Below are 20558 nucleotides of genomic sequence, written 5' to 3'. Positions count from 1 at the left end.
CACAGAGGTGCACTGAGGACACAGAGGGAAAACCTTCTTTCCCTTTTTCTCTGTGCCCTCTGTGGACCTCCGTGACCCCTGTGGTAAAGCCTTTTGCCCCGCTCTTGCAGTTGAAACTGTGAGTGCGGGGCTTTTTATTGCCCTGTCAGGTGCGATACCCCTGCTCTTCGTTTTTCTTTACATTTTTTTACTGTAATTGTTATTACTACTGTGTAATCTTAAGACTCATTTCACTAAACCTTTTTCTACGCCATCCGATCCATTAGAGGTGACAACCATGTCCAGTGGTCTCCGCTTCTGCCTTGTCGCTTTGACTGTGGCCCTGACCTGTCTGACTGCTCATGCTTTCGCCAAGAAGCCGGCTGAGCTATGGTCCTTCTTTTATTTCGACGGCACTGCCTTTGTAGCCGGCAGGCCCGCGCCGATGACACCCTTCGTCGCGTTGAGGGACGGCTTCCTCCCGGTAGTCGAGACCAGGGACGAGCGGATCAGGGAAGTGAAGATGCCCGAAGGGACCGGCGCCTTGGTCGGCATCTGTTACGTCCAGTCCCACGGCGGGAAACTCCAAGCGGCAGGAGGGGTCGACCCGGTTCCCATGCTGCCTGTGCAGGTGTTGAGCGGAGACAAGGCGGTCGCTGCTGTCCAGAGTGACAGTAACGGTTTCTTTATCGTCAACTTGGCGCCAGGAACCTACAGGATTAGCGGCAACAACCGGTTCACGGAAGTCACTGTTGTGAAAGGTAAGGTAATATTTGCCCCGCTGCGGGTGGGGAAAAGGATGGTGGATTGATGGGTAAATTCTGCAAACTGCTGGTCGCTCTTGCAATTCTCGTTCTGACTTCCTCTCAGTGTGTTGCTGCCAGTTTGGATGACTACTACCTCGAGGCTTTTGGCCTGAAAACGGACAACATTCTGGCCAAGGCTCTTCTCGATGTCCAATCTGTGGGAGCCAAAGCCGTCAAGTGTAACACCAACCTGAGACATTCCTTAAGAAGGGACTGGAGCAAACTCGAAAGCAGCACGCAGACGGCTTTGAAGACCGTACTGGAAACGCCGCCGGTGCTCGCTGCTCCCGCCTCGGTCATCTCCTCAGGTGGCCATTTCAGAATTCACTACTCAACCACGGTAGCCGGAGCTCCGGACCTTGCTGCGATCAATACGTACACCGGCCTCAACCTGGTCAGCTACGCCGCTTGGGCTTCTATGGTCGGAGATATATTCGAAACGGTCTACAACTATTACCTGCAGCACGGCTACCATATGCCGCCTGCTTCGCCGTATGATGTCTACATGCATACGCCCACTAGCTCCAACCGTTTGGTGTATGGATTGACCTCGGACCTGAACCCTGTCCCCTCGGCATCTTACCCGCACGCTTTCAGCAGCTTTATCGAAGTCAACAAAGACTTTACCGCTTCGGTCTTTCAGCCCACCATTTACACACCTGTACAAAATATGGAAGTAACAGCTGCGCATGAGTTCCATCATGCTATCCAGTTTGGTTACAACGGCTACTTTGACTACTGGTATGCGGAGATGACGTCAACCTGGTACGAAGATGAGATCTTCGACGATGTCAACCAGGCATACGAGTATCTGGAAAGCTACCTCTTATACGACCCCCAGTCGGTCGAGCCCCCGCCGGTCGACCCCCATTCCGTCTCGCTTACCGCTCCCAGAGACGGGGCTACAGAATATGCAAGGTGGATCTTTAACCGTTCACTCGCTGAGGAGCACAACACTATTGATGTCGTGCGCAGCATCTGGGAAACGCTTGCTGGGGTTTCACCTGTAAACACCTCAGTAGACATCAACATGGTTCCGGTGATTGAAGCCAGCCTTAACGCCTCACCCTACAACAGTACTCTTGCCACGGACTTCTGGACCTTCGTGAAAAAACTATATTCGCGCCAGTGGACGACCCACCTTGCCGATTTGGCGCGGATCTCGCCTCCCAGCATGCTGGGTAATTACAACACCTATCCAGTGCCATCGCACAAAGTGACCTTGCCGCGCTACAGCTTCGCGTTCTACCGCTTTGTGCCTTCCTCACAGTCCTTGACTGTGACATTGAGCAAGACCCCTGGCATACAGGCCATGCTCTTCAAGAAAGCAAGCGGCACGGTGACCGAAGTCCCCTTGGACGCGGGAGGCACCAGCTATACCGTGAGCGACTTCGCTGCCATGAACCCTTTTACCGACGAAGTGGTTTTGCTGGTCGCCAACACGACCAACACTAATAGCCACGAGGTGAGTTTCAGCACCGACGGCAGCACCTCTACCGTTACCGACCCCACCGTGACCACTGGCGGCGGTGGCGGAGGCGGCGGGGGAGGGTGCTTCATCGCGACTGCGGCCTACGGCAGCTACCTGCACCCCAAGGTTGCGGAGCTGCGGGCGTTCCGGGACCATTACCTCCTGACCAACGCGCCGGGGCGGATCTTCGTGGCGGCCTACTACCGGCTGAGCCCGCCGATCGCCGACGTGATCGCCCGGCACGAGTGGATGAAGAGCGGGGTGCGGTGCCTGCTGTTGCCGCTGATCCTCGCGGTGGAGCATCCGGCGGCGGCGTTGGGGCTGCTGCTGTTGGTTGCTGGGGCGTGTCTGCGCTGGGGCGTTCTTTTCCTGAAGGGGAGGGGGCGGGAGGCTGCGGCGGCTTGAGAGTCGCCCTCACCCCTGCCCCTCTCCCGAAGGGCGAGGGGGTGGACCAGCGGTTTTTATTGAAGAGGCGGGCGAATGATTATTCGCCCCTACAGGTCTTGCCCGCAGGCCACACCGGCAGGGACAACACCGGGCAGGGACAACACCGGGCAGGGACAACAAAGTTTACAGCAGTGTCGGGTTAGACTACAAAAAAAAGGCCCCGCCGGGATTCCGGCGGGGCCTTTTGACGCTCGAGGCTAACTCTTAGCCCAGCTTCTTGACGTTGGCTGCCTGCAGACCTTTCGGCCCGTTGGTCACGTCAAAGGAGACAGACTCCCCTTCAGCCAGGGACTTGAAGCCTTCCCCGGTGATAGCGGAGAAGTGCACGAACACGTCCTCGCCGTTCTCCTGCTCGATGAAGCCGAATCCTTTCGCGTCGTTGAACCATTTAACTTTGCCCTGTGCCATTGTCCTGCCTCCTTTTCTAACCTCCGGAACTCTGCCGGATCTACGTTTGATGCTGCAATTTCCGGAAGGTTCTTGGGCTGGAAATGGCTCAAAGTGGCGGTAACCCTTTGGCTTTTCGGCGCGGCAAACTTCCAGAATCAGCTGCTGGGATAAAAATTAACATCGTGTAATAACCTTGTCAAGAAAATATTTACAAAACGTTTTTTTCAAAGAGACTCTACTAAAAGGTGTTTAACCTCCTAATGAAGGCAATGAGCAGGCCGTAGTGCTGGTGGTGGAAGCGGAAGGCGATGCGCGGCAGATCAAGCAGATCCGGCTCGTCGGCCTCCTCGGGGCGTGCACTAATGAGCTCGATCCGGCTCCCCTCTAATCTCAATTCGGGGAATTCGTTCTCCAGCATTTCGATCTGCTCCGGGGTGAGCACCTTGGTGAGCCGGATGATGAGCTCGCCGTTGACGAAGCGAATAGAATGGTAGTTGGTGTAGAAGTCGTCGATGACCTGGACTGCCTCTTCGTAGCTCTTGGTGATGGTGAAGATGGAGAAGTCCTCGGCGGAGATAAAGCCCATAACCAGCAGCCTTTCCTTGATGAACCGGAAGAAGTGCTCCCAGTAGCCTTCCTCGTCGTCCACCAGAACCAGTGGTTTGGGGCTGGTCTTGCCGGTTTGGACCAGGGTGAACACCTCCATGGCCTCGTCCAGCGTGCCGAAGCCGCCCGGGAAAACGGCGATGGCGTCGGATTCTTTTACGAAGGCGACCTTGCGGTTGAAGAAGTACTTGTAGGTGATCAGCCTCGGGTTCTTCAGCATGATCGGGTTGGCGCTCTGCTCGAAGGGAAGCTTGATGTTGGCGGCAAAGGAGGCCTCGCTGCCGGCTCCTTCGTTGCCCGCCTGCATGATCCCGCCACCGCCGCCGGTGATGATCATGTAACCCTTGTCCGCCAACAGCCGGCTGAACTGGATGCATTTCTTGTACATGGGCTCTTCGGGAAGGGTGCGCGCGGAGCCGAAGATGGTGACTTTCTTCTTCTGCCGGTAGGGTGCGAACACCATGGTGGTGTAGCGCATCTCCTTCATCGTGTTGCTCAAAAGCTTCAGATCTGCCAGGTAACTCGTGTCCTGCCCCGCCTTGAGGGCCGCGATGATCATCTCGCGCGTCTGGTCGGGGTGGTGCACCCCTCCCGCCTTCTGCATCAGCTCGTCGATCATCTGGTCGATTTCATTGTTTGTTCTGTTGAAACGAAGTTGCATACGGGGCTCCCAGTTGGATTGAGGGGGCCATTATAGCACGGGTATATCTACAGGCAAATGTTTAATAACATTGAACAATTATTAGTTTGATTTGTTGCTGTTATTTTATTATCTTGGCTGCTGTGAAAAACCATTCCAACCGTTAAAAGGAAGCGCAATTTATGGGTATGACTACGGCTCAAAAGATATTCGCGGCCCATCTGGTTGATGAGCCTTTTGCAGGAACCAAGGTGCTCGGCATCGACGTGGTCATGTGCCACGAGATCACCACCCCCATCGCCATCGCCGACCTCATGGCGCGCGGCAAGGACCGGGTCTTCGACAAAACCAAGATCAAGGCGGTCATCGACCACGTGACCCCGAGCAAGGACTCCAAGACCGCCACCCAGGCCAAGATGCTCAGGGACTGGGCGCGCCGCCACGATATCAAGGATTTCTTCGACATCGGCGCCAACGGCGTCTGCCACGCGCTCTTCCCGGAGAAGGGGTTCATCCGCCCCGGCAACACCGTGATCATGGGTGACTCGCACACCTGCACCCACGGCGCTTTCGGCGCCTTCGCCGCGGGCGTCGGCACCACCGACCTCGAGGTCGGCATCCTGAAGGGGGTCTGCGCCTTCCGCGAGCCCAAGACCATCAGGATCAACCTGAACGGCACCCTCCCCAAAGGGGTCTACGCCAAGGACGCCATCCTGCGTGTCATCGGCGAGTTGACCGTGAACGGGGCCACCGACCGCGTCATCGAGTTCGGCGGGCCGATCGTGGACGGCATGACCATGGAGTCCAGGATGACCCTGTGCAACATGGCCATCGAGGCGGGGGGCACCTCCGGCATCTGCGCCCCTGACCGCGTCACCGTGGACTACCTCTGGCCTTTCATCTCCGACTCCTTCGCTTCCAAGGAAGCGGCGGTCGCCGAGTACAGCAAGTGGGCCTCCGACGCCGACGCCGAGTACGACAAGGTGATCGATCTGGACCTCTCCAACCTGACCCCGCTCTGCACCTTCGGCTACAAGCCGGACCAGGTGAAGAGCATCGACGAGATGGCCGGCCAGCCGGTGGACCAGGTCTACCTTGGTTCCTGCACCAACGGCCGTCTCGAGGACCTGAGGGTCGCCGCCCAGATCCTCAAGGGGAAGAAGATCGCCCCGACCGTGCGCGGCATCCTCTCCCCGGCAACCCCGCAGATCTACAAGGATGCGGTGGCCGAGGGGCTGATCCAGATCTTCATGGACGCAGGCTTCTGCGTCACCAACCCGACCTGCGGCGCCTGCCTGGGCATGAGCAACGGCGTCCTGGCCGAGGGCGAGGTCTGCGCCTCCACCACCAACCGCAACTTCATGGGCCGGATGGGCAAGGGGGGCATGGTGCACCTGCTCTCTCCGGCGACCGCCGCCGCCTCCGCCATCGAAGGCAAGCTTGCCGACCCGCGCAAGTACTTGTAAGCAATTGACAATGGAGAATTGACGATTGACAATGACGGACCGTCGTTGCCTTTGTCCCAGACCATTGACACACTGACAACGAAAATGCGGGAGCTCCCGCTAGACAGGAGATCGATATGAAAAAATTTGGCGGCCCGGCCCTTTTCCTGGACCGTAGCGACATAAACACCGACGAGATCATCCCGGCCAAGTACCTCACCGAGATCACCAAGGAGGACCTCAAGCCGTACCTGCTCGAGGACCTCAAGCTCCCGGGCTTCGACCCCAAGAGCGAGAAGACCTACGGCGCGGGCGCCGTGGTGACCCGCGCCAACTTCGGCTGCGGCTCCTCCCGCGAGCACGCCCCCTGGGTCTTCGAGGTAAACGGCATCAACGTGGTCATCGCCCAGTCCTTCGCCAGGATCTTCCGCCAGAACATGTTCAACTGCGGCATGGCGGCCATCGAACTCTCCCCGGAGAAGATCGACCAGCTCTTCACGTACGCCGGCGCTGCCGACGCCGCGATCGAGGTGGACGTGGCCAATACCACCCTCACCATCAAAGGGGGAGGGCGCGAGGAGTCGATGCAGTTCGAAATCTCTCCGTTTGACAAGGCGCTGGTTCTTGCCGGCGGCTGGGTCGACTACGCCGACAGCAAATATTGATCGACCCCCACTCCAAAGCAGATCATCATTCAGCGAGGCAGGAGACAGACGTTTCCTGCCTCGTTGTTTTTCGCTTCAAAGCTGGACATTTGCCGAAGTAGTGGCATAACTTTCGCGTGGAGTTTTAGATGGTGGCTGCTGAAGCGGAAATTGTCCAGAAAGCGCTCCTCTAGATTCATTCGTGACTGCCGTCCAGACTATATTTTGATTGACTATGCCTGATTGCAGCAGTTACTATCCAAAATCCATCTCATTATTCAAGTCGTAAGAGGTACATGACACGTTCCACGTCGTCCATAACTGCGTTGTCCGCTCTGCTATTCCTGGCAACCGTGGCTTGCGCCGATGCGCAGCCCGAGTCGCAGCCGGTACCGAGGCCTGAGCCTGCGGCCGAGCAGAAGCCCGAGCAGAAGCCAGCGCAGGTGTCCGAGGAGAAAGGGACCATTTTCACCTTGTGGCCCCTGATCGACTACCGCGAGAGCCCCAAGGAGCGCTTCAGCAATCTCGCCATCCTCGGCCCGTTGTTCAAATACCAGAAAAACGGGGACGACAGGGACGTCGCCCTGCGTCCGCTGTTCTACACGACCAGCCACGCCAAGGAGCAGGCTTCCTCTTCCTACTACCTCTATCCGGTGGCAACCAGGGACAAGACCCCCGAAGCCGACAACTTCGAGGTGCTGCAGCTGTTCAGGACCTCCAGCTACCGCAAGCAGGAATCGGAGCCGGAACGGGAAAAGTCGACCATGCTCTTTCCGTTCTATATCTCGGGCGACTCGAAGCAGCACGGCCACTACCGTGCCTTCTTCCCGATCTACGGAAACATCTATGAGCGCTTCTGGCGCGACGAGTACCACTTCGTCATGTTCCCGCTGTACGGGAGCACGGTGAAGAAGGGAACCACCACCAGGCACTACCTCTGGCCCATTTTCTCCACCACCTCCGGCGAGAACGAGTCCGGCTTCGGCGTCTTCCCTCTCTACGGCGAATCCCACAAAGAGGGGGTGTACCAGAAGCGCTTCGTGCTCTGGCCGTTCTACACCTCGGAGAGCAGCGGGCTAAACACGGACAACCCGACGCGGAAGAAGTTCATCTTCCCGCTCTACGCCTCGACCGACTCACCCAAAAAGACCTCGCGCAGCTACCTGTGGCCCTTCTTCGGCTACACCGACGACCGCGGCAAGAAGCAGGAGGAGGTGGACTACTTCTGGCCCTTCTTCACCAAGGTGCGCGGCGAGAAGAAGAACAGCGACAGCTACCTGCCGTTCTACTCGCACGAGACCTTCTCCGGCGGCGAGAAGAGCTGGTACCTGTGGCCCTTGTACAAGCACGAGGAACTGAAATCGGAGAACTTCGGGCAGGAACAGGACCGGATCCTGTTCTTCCTGTACCGGGATAACCGCGAGTTCTGGCCTAAGGACGGCAACGAGCGGCGCCGCACCGCCATGTGGCCGCTGTTTCTGTACCGCAAAAGCCCCGAGGGGGTCTCTTCCTTCTCCTTCCCCGCCCTCATCGAACCGGTCCTGGACAAGGAAGGGATCGAGAAGGATTGGGCGCCCTTGTGGCGCATTTACCAGAGACGCTGGGATCAGGCAGGTAACTCCACCTCGACCCTGCTCTGGAACCTGTTCTGGCACGAACGGCGCGGCAGCGACCTCGCCTACGAGTTCTTCCCGTTCATCTCCTACCGTGATACGGCCAGGGAGAGGGAACTGAAATTCCTGAAGGGGCTGGTAAGCCTGAAGCGCGATGGCGGGCAAGAGGAGCTGAGTCTCTTCTGGCTCCCCTTCGGACTGAAATGGGGGGATAAGTGACCCAAGTTTTCGAACCGCTAGGCAAGAGGGTGCTCTACTTCTACCAGGTGCTGGGGGAGATGACCATCCTCATGGGGAAGGTCGTGTATTTCATACGCGAGGCGCCCCGCAACATCCCGAGCATCCTGACCCAGATGGCCATTATCGGCTGGGATACCCTGCCGGTGGCATCGGTCATGGCGTTCTTCGTGGGGATGGTGCTCGCACTGCAGACCGGCGTGGAGTTGCAGAAGTACGGCGGGCAGAACATCATCGGCGCCATCGTCGGCCACTCCATGGTGCGCGAGCTGGGACCGGTCATGACCAGCTTCCTGGTGGCCGGGCGCTGCGGTTCGGCCATGGCGGCGGAGCTGGGCGTCATGACCGTGTACGAGGAGATCGACGCGCTGAAGACGCTGGATATCGACCCGGTGCGCTATCTGGCCATGCCGCGTTTCATCGCCTGCATCATCTGCGTCCCCGCCCTGGTGCTCTACTCGGACCTGATCGGCATCACCGGCGGCGCGTTGATCAGCAACCTGCACCCGCAGATCTTCGTCTCCTACGCCACCTACTACGACAGCCTCACCGCCGCACTCAAGATGAAGGAGATCGGCATCGGCCTCACCAAGTCCATGTGCTTTGGCGGCATCATAGCGCTGGTCTGCTGCTACGTCGGCTTCGCCACCTCGGGGGGCGCCCGTGGGATCGGCCAGTCCACCACCAGGTCCGTGGTGCTCTCGTTCATGCTGATCCTGATCGCCGACTACGTGCTGACCAGGCTGCTCATGTAGCACTTTTACGTTTTCCGTTTCCGGAGGAATAGATATATGGCTCTATCAGTCGAGAAAAAGGTCGGCATGTTCTTCGTGTTCGGTCTCATCATACTGGGCGTACTGCTCGAGGTGGGGGAGAAGTGGAACCCGTTCGAGAAGAAGATCATGTACCGGACCTACCTCACCAGCATCACCGGCCTCAAGGTGGGCGACCCGGTCCGCCTGGCGGGTGTCGACGTCGGGCGCATCACCAAGATCATCGTCCTGAACGACAAGATCGAGATCGACTTCGAGGTGAAACCGGACACCCGCATCAAGGTAGACACCGTGGCGGGACTCAGGCTCACCAACCTGTTGGGCGGGCAGTTCCTGGGGCTTTCCTTCGGCTCCCCCAACGCTCCGCTCTTGCCGGAGGGGGGGACGGTGCGCGGCAAGGATGTCGCCAACATAGACATCATCGTGGACAACCTCTCCGACGTGGTCAAGGACACCAAGGTCCTCATCAACAGCCTGAACAAGAACCAGGAGGACGTGCTCAAGAAGGTGTCGGGGATGCTGGACGAGAACCGCGGCAACCTGAGGGATGCCATCTCCAACATCAGCAGCATCACCGGCAAGATGGATCGCGGCGAAGGCTCGCTGGCCATGCTCCTGAACGACAAGAAGCTCTACGACGACGCCTCCAGCGCGGTGAGCAGCCTCAAGGTGGTCTCCACCAAGATCGAGAAGGGGGAGGGGACGCTCGGCAAGCTGGTCAACGACGAGACCGTCTACAACGACGCCTCCGCCTTGATCAAGGACCTGAGGAGCGGGGTGAAGGACCTGAACGCGGGCATGAAAGACGTGAAGGACATCACCGCCAAGATCAACAAGGGCGAAGGGACGCTGGGCAAGCTGGTCTACGACGAAAGCCTCTACACCGAACTGCGCGACGCCTCGAAGAACGTGAAAGAGATCACCCAGAAGATCAACTCCGGCCAGGGGACCATCGGCAAGCTGGTCAACGAGGACCAGCTCTACCGCGACACCACGGCCACCCTCAAGAAGGCCGAGCGCGCCATGGAAGGGCTGGGGGACTCCGGCCCGATCTCGGTGCTCGGCTCCATCGTCGGGACCCTGTTCTAACAATCAAACAACAGTGCTGGCGGCGTGGGGGCGGAACAATCCGCCCCCACGTTTGCGTGACGCCGCCTTTTTCTATAAGGAGCTCTCCGGCATGACCCACATCCTCGATATCGCAGTGGGGACCTTCACCATGCGTCCCTACGTGTTCGCCTTTTTCGCCGTCTACCTGGTGGCGGCGGTACTGCACCTGGGGTGGAAAAAGACCATCTGGTTCACCGTGTGCGGCTACCTGGTCGCCTTCGCCTCCGAATTCTCCTCCATCAATACCGGCTTCCCCTACGGCTGGTATTACTACGTCGACGTGACCCGCGACCGCGAGCTCTGGATCGCCGGCGTCCCCTTCTTCGACTCGCTTTCCTACGTTTTTCTGACCTACTGCAGCTACGCCACCGCCCTGTTGGTGCTGGCGCCGGCCAAGCGGGTCAAGGGGGACCTAGTTCTCCTCGAGACCGGCCGCATAAGGCGCTCTTTCGCCGTGCTGCTCTTGGGCTCGCTGTTCCAGGTGTTCCTCGACATCGTCACCGACCCGGTCGCCCTGCAGGGGAGCCGGTGGTTTTTGGGGCGGATCTACGGCTACCGCGAGGTCGGCACCCATTTCGGCATCCCGATGTCCAACTACTTCGGCTGGTGGCTGGTGAGCGCCCTGCTGGTCCTGGTGCTGCAGATGATCGACCGCATGGGCTCCGGCAAGGAGCGCCCCGCCGGGGTCGGCGCGGCACCCTACCGCTCGCTGTACGGCCCGTTTCTCTACCTGTGCGTGATCGCCTTCAACCTCGGCGTCACCTTCTACATCGGCGAGAACCTGATGGGGCTCACCGGCCTGTTCATCTTCACGCTGCCGGTGGTGATGACCCTGGTGCTTTTCCGTCAGAAGCTGGACCGCTACCACAAAGACGAGCTGGCGGCCCACCTGGCCGATTACCCCTGGTCGCCGGCCGCTTCCGGACCCGACGGCCGCACCTGAACGGGATTAAATATCTCCAATTACCGCTTTGAACGGGACGCCGCCGTGTGGTATCCCTGTAGGGGCGAATAATCATTCGCCCATCCTGTCCGCGCAAGGACCAACTTTTCCGTCTTAGGAGGCCTGACATGAAAAAGACGCTTTCGATCCTCACCCTCGCCACCGTCCTCGGTGTTGCCGGTGCCGCCTGCGCCGCCGACTCGCTCCCCAAAAACTACGAGAAGTGGGAGAAAAGCAAGGCCAGGGTCATCACCGACAAGAAATCGATGTTTTACGGCATCCACTACATCTACGTGAACAAGAAGGCCATGCCGACCTACAAGTCCGGCGGCGCCAACTACCCGGACGGAAGCAACTTCGTCGCGGTCAACTACTCCATCAAGGAGGAGGGGGGCAAGCAGGTGCCGGGCAAGAAGACCATGATCGTCATGATGCAGCGGGACAAGAAGGCGCAGGAGACCGGCGGCTGGCGTTTCGTCGGCTTCACCCCGGACGGCAAGAACTCGGGGCTGGACGGCAAGCGGGACTGCTTTAGCTGCCACGAAAAGGACGCCAAAGACCGCGGCTTCGTCCTTTCCCGTTACACCGACTTCAAGTAAGCTCTACCATTCCCTCGATCTCGACAACGCGCCTGCCGGTCCACCGGCAGGCGTATTTTTCCCTGACTGTTTTCCTTAAGGCGCCGTGTTATAATTCCTGACAGCGAAACCGAAACGATTCCACAGCTTTAAGGAGCTTATATGTTTACTTCGTCGACTCCCCCAAAACTTCGCCTCACCACGCTCCCCAACGGGGTGCGGGTAGTCAGCCAGCAGATCCCGGGGATGCAGAGCGCCGCCATCGGCATCCGCATCGACAGCAGCACCCGCAACGAGCAACCCGACACCGGCGGCGCCTCCCACTTCATCGAGCATCTCCTCTTCAAGGGGACCCCTAGCCGCACCGCCGACCAGATCACCGACGAGTTCAACAGCATCGGCGCACGCGCCAACGCCTACACCAGCCAGGAGGAGGTCTTCTACTACGCGGTCTCCCTCGCTTCCATCATCCCGGCCACCTTCGATATCCTGGCCGACATGTTCGTGCACTCCTCCCTCCCCGAAGAGGAGGTGGAGAAGGAGCGCGGCGTGGTGCTGCAGGAGATCCTGATGAACCAGGACAACCCGAGCCGGTTCATCTACAACCAGTTCCACCAGGGCTTCTGGCAGGGGCACCCGCTGGGGACCCCGATCCTTGGCACCGCGGAAACCATCGGCGCCATCTCGCGTGAGCGCCTGATGGAGCACAAACTGTCCAACTACCTGACCAACGCCACCATCGTCTCGGTTGCCGGCAACGTGGACCACGACCAGATCGCCGAGCAGGCGGCCCGCCTCCTGGGAGAACTCCCGACCGGGACGCCCAAAGGCAAGAAGGCCGCTGCAGGCTACCGGGTCGCCGTCGGTGACCACGTGCACTACACCCGCACCATGGAGCAGACCCACTTCTACATGGGCTATCCCCTCCCGCCCGCGGGCAACGAGCATCGCCACAAGTTGGCCGTCTTTAACCAGATCCTGGGGAGCGGCATGAACTCGCGCCTGTTCCGCGAGGTGCGCGAGCGCCGGGGCCTCGCCTACACGGTCTACTCCATGATGTCCTCCTACACCGATTCCGCCGGTCTCATGATCTACGCCGGGACCGGCCCGGAACGGGCCCAGGAGGCGGTGGACGTCTGCCACGCGGAGGTGCTGCGCTTTTGCGAGGAAACGGTGACCGATGAGGTCCTGGCGGCCGCCAAGGAGCAGATCCGTTGCGCAAGACTGATGGCCCTGGACGACTGCGAGACCCAGGTGCGCAGGATTTCCAACACCACCTCGCTGTTAGGCGCGCCTGAGCCGATCGAGTCCTCATTGGAGGCCGTTGCCGCGGTGAGCGCCGACGAGGTGCGGGAGGTGGCACAGTTGCTGTTCAGGGACGTGGTGCCGCGCGTCGAATCGGTGGGACCGGGAGAAGGGCCGGGACTGCCCCGCTAGGGGAACAGGTGCCGGAGAAAATGGAAAGGGGCGAGATGACTCGCCCCTTTTTTTGCGCCTGCCTGAAACCGATCGTCAACTCATCTCGTCGGTGTCCCCGCACAGGTGCGGGAAGTGCTCGTGGTGCATCTCGTGTTTCAGCCCCTCGATGGTGCCGCACGTGGTGCAGAGGTATTTTTCGCTTTGATCGCTGTACACGTTGCGTTCGCAGGACGAGTTCCAAACCCTGACGCCGCAGGAATGATCATCCATCTCGACTCCCGTCTGTCTCCTTTCGCCTGTCATGTCGGTCGCCTCCTCTCCCTCGTTAAAGCCCGATGATCATCTGGCTTAATTTAAATATACCCCTTGCGAAGGAACCAAGCTCGGATTTTGTGAGGCTCTCGAAGATGAGCTCGTTGCCAACCGGGTGCTCCGGGTCCACCACCCGCTGGATCGGCTCCAGGACCTCGGGGAGATCACTGTTCTCGAAGGTGGTGTCGGGCTGGTAGCGGCACAGGCGGGCATCGTGGTCATCGGCCAGGCACTCCAGGTGGCGGGTCAGGTTTTCCACGTTCTCGAAGCGCCAGTCCTCGCCGCAGCCCAGAAGCCCGGCGTGCTCGGCGAGCAGCGAGGCGCGCAAGCCCCGGATCGCCGTCATCAGCTCCTCCTTCCGGCTCCCCGGCTCCGCTTCCCAGGCCACGTTGAGCTCCGTATCCAGTCCCATGCTGCGGTTGGTGGCGTTGGCCGACCCTATGGTGAGGAAGCGGTCATCGATCAGGAGCAGCTTGCTGTGGATGAAGGTCATCTTGCGGTTGCCGTGGTCCATCTCGGCCGAGGAGTAGACGCTCAGGGTATGCCCGGTCTTCCCGGCCACCTGCTGCAGGGCGCGGATCATGCGCATCTGGGGCAGCCCCAGGAACAGCTCCTCGGTGAGCGGCAGCCGGTCCGGGAGTATCATGATGATCTGCAGCGGGGGGCGCTCGGCCATGCTCATCCGGGCCACCAGCGACCAGAACACCACCTGCGAACTGAAGTATTGGTTTTCCAGGTAGATGAGGTGCTGCGCCGACATGATGGCGTTGACGAACAGGTGCCGGATCTCGTGCACCTCGCGCTGGTTGGTGAGCGGCGTGCGCGCGACGGTGCGGCAGACCGCGACCCTGGACGTGGGGAGGGGAAAGGCCCCGGCAGGAAGCGTCGGCGTCAAAGCCCCCGCCTGAGGCAGCTTCAGTTCGCCGCCTCCCGAGTCCCGCCAGCGCTGCCGGAACAGCCCGAGCAGGACACCGACCACCGGCCCGGTGTGATAGGTCTGGATGTCATGGTAGGAGCCGTACCTGGCGCCGTCGACGTCGACCCGGTCCGGGTTGTCCTTCATGTGCCGGCGGTCGTCCCAGCGTGCGGAGCAGATGTCCATCCCCCCCACGTAGGCTATGGCGCCGTCGGCGATGACGAATTTTTGGTGGTGGGTGGCGCCGGTCGCGTGGACGCTGTCGAAACGAAACTGCACCCGCTTGTTGGTGGTCCAGTTGAAGATGATGTCCTGGAACCACTCCCTTTCCAGCGAGAAGACGGTGCTGAAGTCCCAGGCCAGGATGTAGATATGCAGCTGCGGGTTCGCCTGGCAGAGCCGCTGCAGGAACTGCAGGAACCTGGTGTCCCCGATGGCCCCGTGCTCCTCGTCCCCGCGCAGAAGGCGCACCTCCGAGTCGAACTGCCATCCGGCCAGGAGCAGGTAGCTGCGAGCGGCCAGGGCGGTGTGGTAGAAGGCGCGATAGTAGTCTTCCGCGTCGACCAGCACCCCCGTGTCCTCCACAGGGTAGATGCCCATGCAGTTGGTGCCGGGTTTAAGTACGGTCATGGCAGCTCCAGCGTGACGACCAACGGCAGGTGGTCCGAGGCGACCCTGGTGAGCGGCGTGCGCGGCACCCAGACCTGGCGCACCTTGAGCTCCCGCGACACGAACATGTGGTCGATGCGCATGAAAGGGAGCTGTGAGGGCCAGGTGCCGCGGGGGAGGCGCCCCTTGAGGCCGCGCTGCACGTCGTGCAGTTGCCGGGTCAGCAGCCGATACACGGGTGAGCCGGCCATGGCGTTGAAGTCGCCGCACAGCACTACCGGGTGACTGCATTCGGGATGTTCCAGCCATTCATGGCCGGTGATCGCCCGCGCCTGCTGCATCCGTTCGCCCCGGTTCAGCCCGAAGTGGGTGGCGAGCATCTGGATGACGTGGCCGCGCAGCGTCACCTCGGCCCAGATGGCGCCGCGGCGCTCGAATGACGGGCGCAGCGGATCGGTCGGCACCGCGCCCGCCCTGATGAGCCGGACGTCGCCGCGGCTCAGCACGGCGTTGCCGTAGCCCCCTTCCTTCAGGTGGATGGAGGAGTGGAAGTGAAACGACATCTCCAGTGTCATGGCGATGAGGTGGGCCTGGTCGATCATCTGGGTGCGGGGCAGCCCGGCGTCGAGTTCCTGCAGCGCCACGATGTCCGGGTTGCACCGGTCGATGACCTCGGCGATGCGCAGCGGGGAGAGCTTACGGTCGGTCCCGATGCAGCTGTGGACGTTGTAGGTCATCACGGAGAATGTCTTGGGCATGGGGGGCTCCCGGGGCCTGCGGCCCTAGGATTAAAAAGCTTTTATAGAGTACATAGCAGGTGGGGGATGTCAATCGGAGCACTGTCGGACGTCTGACTGGTCTGACTGGTCTGACTGGTCTGACTGGTCTGACTGGTCTGACTGGTGGGGCTGGTGGGGCTGGTGGGGCTGGTGGGGGCGCGCCCGGTGACGGGCGCGCCTATCTTTATCGCGCCTGCAGGAACTCCAGCAGCACCCGGACGCCGACGCCTGTGGCGCCTTTGGGGCCGTAGGGGCGGGCCTTGTCGTTCCAGGCGGTACCGGCGATGTCCAGGTGGGCCCAGCGGGTGTCGCCGACGAACTGCTTCAAAAACCACCCCGCGCTGATGGCGCCGCCATCCCTGCTGCCGGCATTCTTGAGGTCGGCGACGTCACTCTTCATCACCTCGCCATACTCCTCCCACAGCGGCAGGGGCCAGACCCGCTCGCCGGTCTCGTCGCCGGCCCGCTTCAGGGCATCCACCAGGCGCTGGTCGTTCCCCATCAGGCCGCTCGCCTCATGCCCCAGGGCGACCACGCAGGCACCGGTCAGTGTGGCCAGGTCGACCATGGCGGCCGGCTTGAACTGCTGCCGGCCGAAGTGGAGCGCATCGCACAGGATCAGGCGACCCTCGGCGTCGGTGTTGGTGATCTCGATGGTGGTTCCGGACATGGAGGTGAGGATGTCGCCGGGCTTGAAGGCGTTGCCGTCGGGCATGTTCTCGGCGGTGGGGATGATCCCCACCAGGTTCACCGGGAGCTTGAGCCGTGCCGCCGCTTCCATTGTCCCGAGGACCGCTGCACTGCCGGCCATGTCCGTTTTCATCGCCTCCATGCCGGCGCCGGGCTTGATGGAAATGCCGCCGGAATCGAAGGTGATCCCCTTGCCGACCAGGGCGACCGGGCGCCCCTTGCCGCCGCGGTACTGCAGCACGATGAGGCGCGGCGCCACGGCTGCCCCTTTGCCGACGCCGATCAGGGCATTCATCCCCATCTGCTCCAGTTCTTCCTGCTCGTAAACCCGGCACTCCAGCCCGTTACGCTCGGCCAGTTCCCTTGCCGCCTGGGCCAAGTAGGCGGGGGTCACCACGTTGCCGGGGTGGGAAACCAGGTCGCGCGCCAGCGTGACGCCGTCACAGATGATCCGGGCCCGCTCCAGCGCCTGGCGCCCGGTCGCCTCCTGGTCGGAGGGGAGCAGCACGGTCATGGTGTCGAAGGCAAAACGCTCTTCTTTTTCCTTGGTCTTGTACTGCTCGAAGCTGTAGCTGCCGAGCAGCATTCCCAGCGCCGCGTTACCGGCGGCCTCAGGGGCGGCAACGGCGAGGTGCAGGGCGCTGCTGAAGGAGGAGACGCGCGCTCCGCGCAGCGCGGTCACCGCGTTGCCGGCACCCTGGCGCAGGCGCTCGGCGCTCATGTCCTTTTTCTTCCCCAGACCCACCAGCACCAGGCGTTCGGCGGGGAGCTTCCCCAGCGTATGCACCACCTTGGCGGAGCCGTTCTTGCCGGTGAACTCCCGGCTCTGCGCCAGGCGCCCGAGCAGCCCCTCGAGAGCGGAGTCGCAGTCGTGGTACAACTGGTCCTTGTCATCCTCGAAACAGCCGAGGACCAGGGCGGAGGTGGTGTGCCGCAGCGGATGGGCAGAGCTGATTTCGGTTTTCATGGGAGATACCTCGCTAGGGTTTGGTTACTTGCACGGGTGCAGCATCTCGGCCAGCTCGAAGGCGAGCTCCACGCTTTGTTCCGCGTTGAGGCGCGGGTCGCAGTTGGTCTGGTAGTTCAGGTGCAGGTGCTTGTCCATAAGCTGCCTGCTGCCGCCGGTGCACTCGGTGACGTGGTCGCCGGTCAACTCCAGGTGCACCCCGCCCGCCACGGTTCCCTCGGCCTTGTGGATCTCCCAGAAGGTCTTGATCTCGCGCAGGATATCCTCGAACTTGCGCGACTTCTGCCCGAACTCGTTCTGGTAGGTGTTGCCGTGCATCGGGTCGCAGCTCCAGACTACGCGGTACCCCTCGCGGCTCATCTCGCGCAGCAGCTTGGGGAGGTAGTTGGACACCTTGTCGGCGCCGAAGCGCGTGATCAGGGTGAGGCGCCCCGCTTCGTTGTCCGGGTTCAAGCGCTCCACGATCGCCTTGATGTTGTCCAGGTCGTAGTTGGGACCGATCTTCATGCCCAGCGGGTTCTTCACGCCGCGCAGGAACTCGATGTGGGCCCCCTCCAGCTGCCGGGTGCGGTCGCCGATCCAGAGCATGTGGCCGCTGCAGTCGTACCAGCCGCCGGTGGTGGAGTCCATGCGGGTCAGCGCCTCCTCGTAGTCGAGCAGCAGCGCCTCGTGCGAGGTGTACAGGGTCACCTGGTTCAACTGCGGGGTGTGCTGGGGATCCAGGCCGATGGCGGTCATGAAGTTGATGGTCTTCCAGATCTGGCGCACCAGGTCCTCGTACTTCTGGCCGGCGGGGAGGGCGTCCAGCGAGGCGCGGTGCCAGGCCTGCACCCGGTCCAGCGCGGCGTAGCCGCCCAGGGTGAAGGAGCGCACCAGGTTCAGCGTGGCGGCGGCGCGGTAGTATCCCTCCAGCATGCGGCGCGGGTCGGGTGTTCTCGCCTCCAGGGTGGCCTCCGGGCTGTTCACCATGTCGCCGCGGTAGCTGGGGAGCTCCACCCCGTTCACCATCTCGGTGTCTGAGGAGCGGGGCTTGGCGTACTGCCCCGCCATGCGCCCGATCTTGATGACCCGCTTCTCGCCGGCGTAGGCGACGACCACCGACATCTGCAGGATGACCTTCAGCAACTCACGGATGTCGGGACCGGTGCAGCGGGAAAAATCCTCGGCGCAGTCGCCGCACTGCAGCACGAAGGCGTTGCCGTCGACCGCCTCGGACAGCTGTGCTTTCAAGGTCTGGCACTCGCCCGCGAAGACCAGCGGCGGCAGCTGCGACAGCGTTTTCAGGGATTCGTCCAGTGCGGGCCCTGCCGGCCACACCGGCTGCTGCAGGGCGGGAAACGAGCGCCAGCTCGATTTGCTCCATTTCGTGGTAGGCATGCTGAAACCTCTTTCATCGGTGAGAATGGGTATCCGTGGCAGGCGCGCAGGCGTGCCGGCGAACGCGTTGCAATGGTAGCAGGATTGCACCGGATTGAAAAACTAAAAAGTTAATAAAATCAATGAAGGGCATGTTAAAGACTCTTCCAAACCGGCGCTGTCGTGGTATGATGCACGACCATGACTGAGGATCGCCGCACCGACATGACACCCGATGGCCCCACCGAACCACCTGCCGAAACTGCGTCCGACACAGCTTTCGAGACACAGCCGTACACCGCGCAAGACAGTGCACCTGCCGGGCCGGTAACGCTAAGAAGCACCCTGTCCCGCTTCCGGTCCGATCTGTACGGCGGCCTGCGCGGCGCATGCTTTCTCCGCTCCGGTTTCGAAAAGCTCGACTCCACGCCGCTGAGCCTGGTGCTGTTGATTGTCGCGGACCTGGTGCTGAATCTGCTGGTCTCCCTGCTGCTGGTCGGCCGCGGCGGGAACTTCTCTTTCTACTCGGTGCCGTACTTTCTTTTCTACCTGCCGCTTTTCCTGCTCTTCGGGATGGCGGGCCGGTACCTGGTGCACCGTCCCCTGGCCATCTCCGGCATCGCCGCCGCGCTGGTCGCCTTCAGCATCCCCATCGAGGTCTGCCACGGCATCCTGGAGTGGCTCGCCCAGTGGCGCCCCTTTGAACGGCTCTCGGACCACCTCGCCGCCCCCCACTACTACCGCTTCTTCGGCTGGTGGCTCGCAGCAGCGCTGCTATTCCTGCTGCGCCTGGAAGGTCCCCGTGGAGTTGCGCGTCGCCTCCGGTTGGTGCTCCTGTTCCTGGTGCTGGTGGCGGTGCCGCTCTATTATTACCAGCGCGGCGACCTCTGGGTGAGCAAAGAGGAAGGTAACGAAAGCGGCGCATTGACGCTCACCGACGAGGTGCTCACCGCACAGAACCGGCTCCTTGATGAGCAACTCGCCCCCCTGCTGCCTGGGCGTCCCGGCCACCCCGACCTCTATTTCATCGGCTTTGCCGGGGATGCCTCGCAGGACGTCTTCCTGAAGGAACTCAGTGTGACCCGGCAACTCTTCGATACCCGCTTCGGAACCGCGGGGCGGTCGGTGCTGCTGGTCAACAACCCGCAGAGCGCCACCGCGCTCCCCTTCGCCACGGTCGGCAACCTGGAGCGTGCCCTGGTGCGGGTAGGGGAGGTGATGAACCGGGACGAGGACGTACTGTTTCTGTACGTAAGTTCGCACGGTTCCCGCGACCACGAACTGGAGGTGAGCAATCCTCCCCTGGAACTCAAACAGGTGACGCCGGAACTGCTGCGGCGCCTGTTGCGCAAGGCGGGGATCAGGTACAAGGTGGTGGTGGTGTCGGCCTGCTTCTCGGGAGGGTTCATCCAGCCGCTGCAGGAAGACGGCAGCCTGCTGATCACGGCGGCGGACGCGACCCACGAATCCTTCGGCTGCGGTTTCGGGGAGAACTACACCTGGTTCGGGGAGGCCTTCGTCGGTGACGCGCTGCGCAGCACCTACAGCTTTACCGATGCCTTCGAAAAGAGCCGCGACACCATCAGGAAATGGGAAACAGAGAAGGACGAGACCCCGTCCAACCCCCAGATCTGGGCCGGGAAGGAGATCTGGCCGGTGTTGAAGAGGCTGCAAAAGGAACTGGAGCAGCGGGGAGCAAAGTAGACAGCAGCTTCGGAGGGGGACTGGCTCCGCTAGGTGCCTGTCCCCTTACTGTTTGGGCAAGGTGGCTGAGCTGGAGGGAGCGTTCCGCTAAGAGGGACAGGCACCTGGCGGAGCCAGTCCCTCC

At 61.4% G+C, this 20558-nt stretch carries 18 protein-coding genes; 11 read left to right on the top strand and 7 right to left on the bottom strand.

The features are described 5' to 3' along the window. Window positions 1-277 precede the first annotated feature (277 nt). On the top strand, window positions 278-790 hold the full coding sequence (locus H7687_RS19615; protein ID WP_183350572.1) for a hypothetical protein: 513 nt from the start codon (window positions 278-280) through the stop codon (window positions 788-790). Further along, window positions 790-2661 (top strand): MXAN_6640 family putative metalloprotease, encoded by a 1872-nt coding sequence (locus tag H7687_RS19610; RefSeq protein ID WP_183350570.1) that lies wholly within the window; start codon window positions 790-792, stop codon window positions 2659-2661. The genes H7687_RS19615 and H7687_RS19610 overlap by 1 nt, the downstream gene beginning before the upstream one ends. Window positions 2662-2907: 246 nt before the next feature. On the opposite strand, the gene H7687_RS19605 is transcribed toward H7687_RS19610, so the two are convergent. Together H7687_RS19605 and H7687_RS19600 are read right to left on the bottom strand one after the other, a co-directional pair. Further along, entirely contained in the window at window positions 2908-3111 is a 204-nt protein-coding gene (locus tag H7687_RS19605) for a cold-shock protein (protein WP_183350568.1), read from the bottom strand. Window positions 3112-3331: 220 nt separating this feature from the next. Further along, the gene (locus H7687_RS19600; protein WP_183350566.1) at window positions 3332-4360 is read right to left on the bottom strand and encodes an LOG family protein; all 1029 of its coding nucleotides are present in this window, start codon (window positions 4358-4360) and stop codon (window positions 3332-3334) included. A 161-nt stretch (window positions 4361-4521) separates the two neighbouring features. On the opposite strand from H7687_RS19600, the gene H7687_RS19595 reads away from it, so the two are divergent. The 8 genes from H7687_RS19595 to H7687_RS19560 all read left to right on the top strand — a co-directional run bounded on the left by H7687_RS19595 (window position 4522) and on the right by H7687_RS19560 (window position 13119). Beyond that, a complete protein-coding gene (locus H7687_RS19595) occupies window positions 4522-5805 on the top strand; it encodes a 3-isopropylmalate dehydratase large subunit (protein WP_183350564.1) in 1284 nt (427 codons plus the stop codon). Window positions 5806-5921: 116 nt separating this feature from the next. Next, window positions 5922-6449, top strand: a complete 528-nt coding sequence (locus H7687_RS19590; protein ID WP_183350562.1) for a 3-isopropylmalate dehydratase small subunit — start codon at window positions 5922-5924, stop codon at window positions 6447-6449. A gap of 275 nt (window positions 6450-6724) precedes the next feature. Then, window positions 6725-8260, top strand: a complete 1536-nt coding sequence (locus tag H7687_RS19585) for a hypothetical protein (RefSeq protein ID WP_246405021.1) — start codon at window positions 6725-6727, stop codon at window positions 8258-8260. After that, window positions 8257-9033 (top strand): MlaE family ABC transporter permease, encoded by a 777-nt coding sequence (locus H7687_RS19580; RefSeq protein WP_183350560.1) that lies wholly within the window; start codon window positions 8257-8259, stop codon window positions 9031-9033. The genes H7687_RS19585 and H7687_RS19580 overlap by 4 nt, the downstream gene beginning before the upstream one ends. 36 nt (window positions 9034-9069) lie before the next feature. Further along, entirely contained in the window at window positions 9070-10140 is a 1071-nt protein-coding gene (locus H7687_RS19575; protein ID WP_183350557.1) for an MlaD family protein, read from the top strand. Between the two features lie 91 nt (window positions 10141-10231). Continuing rightward, entirely contained in the window at window positions 10232-11104 is an 873-nt protein-coding gene (locus tag H7687_RS19570) for a carotenoid biosynthesis protein (RefSeq protein ID WP_183350555.1), read from the top strand. A 128-nt stretch (window positions 11105-11232) separates the two neighbouring features. Next, complete coding sequence (locus H7687_RS19565; RefSeq protein WP_183350553.1) at window positions 11233-11703, top strand: cytochrome P460 family protein; 471 nt, start codon at window positions 11233-11235, stop codon at window positions 11701-11703. Between the two features lie 141 nt (window positions 11704-11844). Next, entirely contained in the window at window positions 11845-13119 is a 1275-nt protein-coding gene (locus H7687_RS19560) for a M16 family metallopeptidase (protein ID WP_183350551.1), read from the top strand. Between the two features lie 75 nt (window positions 13120-13194). Here the strand turns inward: H7687_RS19560 and H7687_RS19555 are convergent, their stop codons facing one another. From H7687_RS19555 to H7687_RS19535, 5 genes are all read right to left on the bottom strand, one after another. After that, entirely contained in the window at window positions 13195-13404 is a 210-nt protein-coding gene (locus H7687_RS19555; RefSeq protein ID WP_183350550.1) for a hypothetical protein, read from the bottom strand. A 22-nt stretch (window positions 13405-13426) separates the two neighbouring features. Next, the gene (locus tag H7687_RS19550) at window positions 13427-14959 is read right to left on the bottom strand and encodes a phospholipase D-like domain-containing protein (protein ID WP_183350548.1); all 1533 of its coding nucleotides are present in this window, start codon (window positions 14957-14959) and stop codon (window positions 13427-13429) included. Further along, window positions 14956-15696 (bottom strand): endonuclease/exonuclease/phosphatase family protein, encoded by a 741-nt coding sequence (locus tag H7687_RS19545; protein ID WP_183350546.1) that lies wholly within the window; start codon window positions 15694-15696, stop codon window positions 14956-14958. Before H7687_RS19545 ends, H7687_RS19550 begins: the two co-directional genes overlap by 4 nt. Before the next feature lie 205 nt (window positions 15697-15901). Beyond that, window positions 15902-17374, bottom strand: a complete 1473-nt coding sequence (locus H7687_RS19540; protein WP_183350544.1) for a leucyl aminopeptidase — start codon at window positions 17372-17374, stop codon at window positions 15902-15904. A 24-nt stretch (window positions 17375-17398) separates the two neighbouring features. After that, window positions 17399-18751 carry a class II 3-deoxy-7-phosphoheptulonate synthase gene (locus H7687_RS19535; protein ID WP_183350542.1) on the bottom strand — a complete coding sequence of 451 codons (1353 nt, stop codon included), beginning with the start codon at window positions 18749-18751 and terminating at the stop codon, window positions 17399-17401. A gap of 180 nt (window positions 18752-18931) precedes the next feature. Here H7687_RS19535 and H7687_RS19530 point away from each other — a divergent pair, with 180 nt between their 5' ends. Then, window positions 18932-20434 carry a C13 family peptidase gene (locus tag H7687_RS19530; RefSeq protein ID WP_246405020.1) on the top strand — a complete coding sequence of 501 codons (1503 nt, stop codon included), beginning with the start codon at window positions 18932-18934 and terminating at the stop codon, window positions 20432-20434. The last annotated feature ends 124 nt before the right edge of the window (window positions 20435-20558 follow it).

Source organism: Geomonas paludis (assembly GCF_014193585.1).
In the GTDB taxonomy this organism is placed as follows: Bacteria; Desulfobacterota; Desulfuromonadia; order Geobacterales; family Geobacteraceae; genus Geomonas; species Geomonas paludis.
Note: the sequence above shows the minus strand (reverse complement) of the source record. Positions and strands in the feature narration are given on the sequence as shown.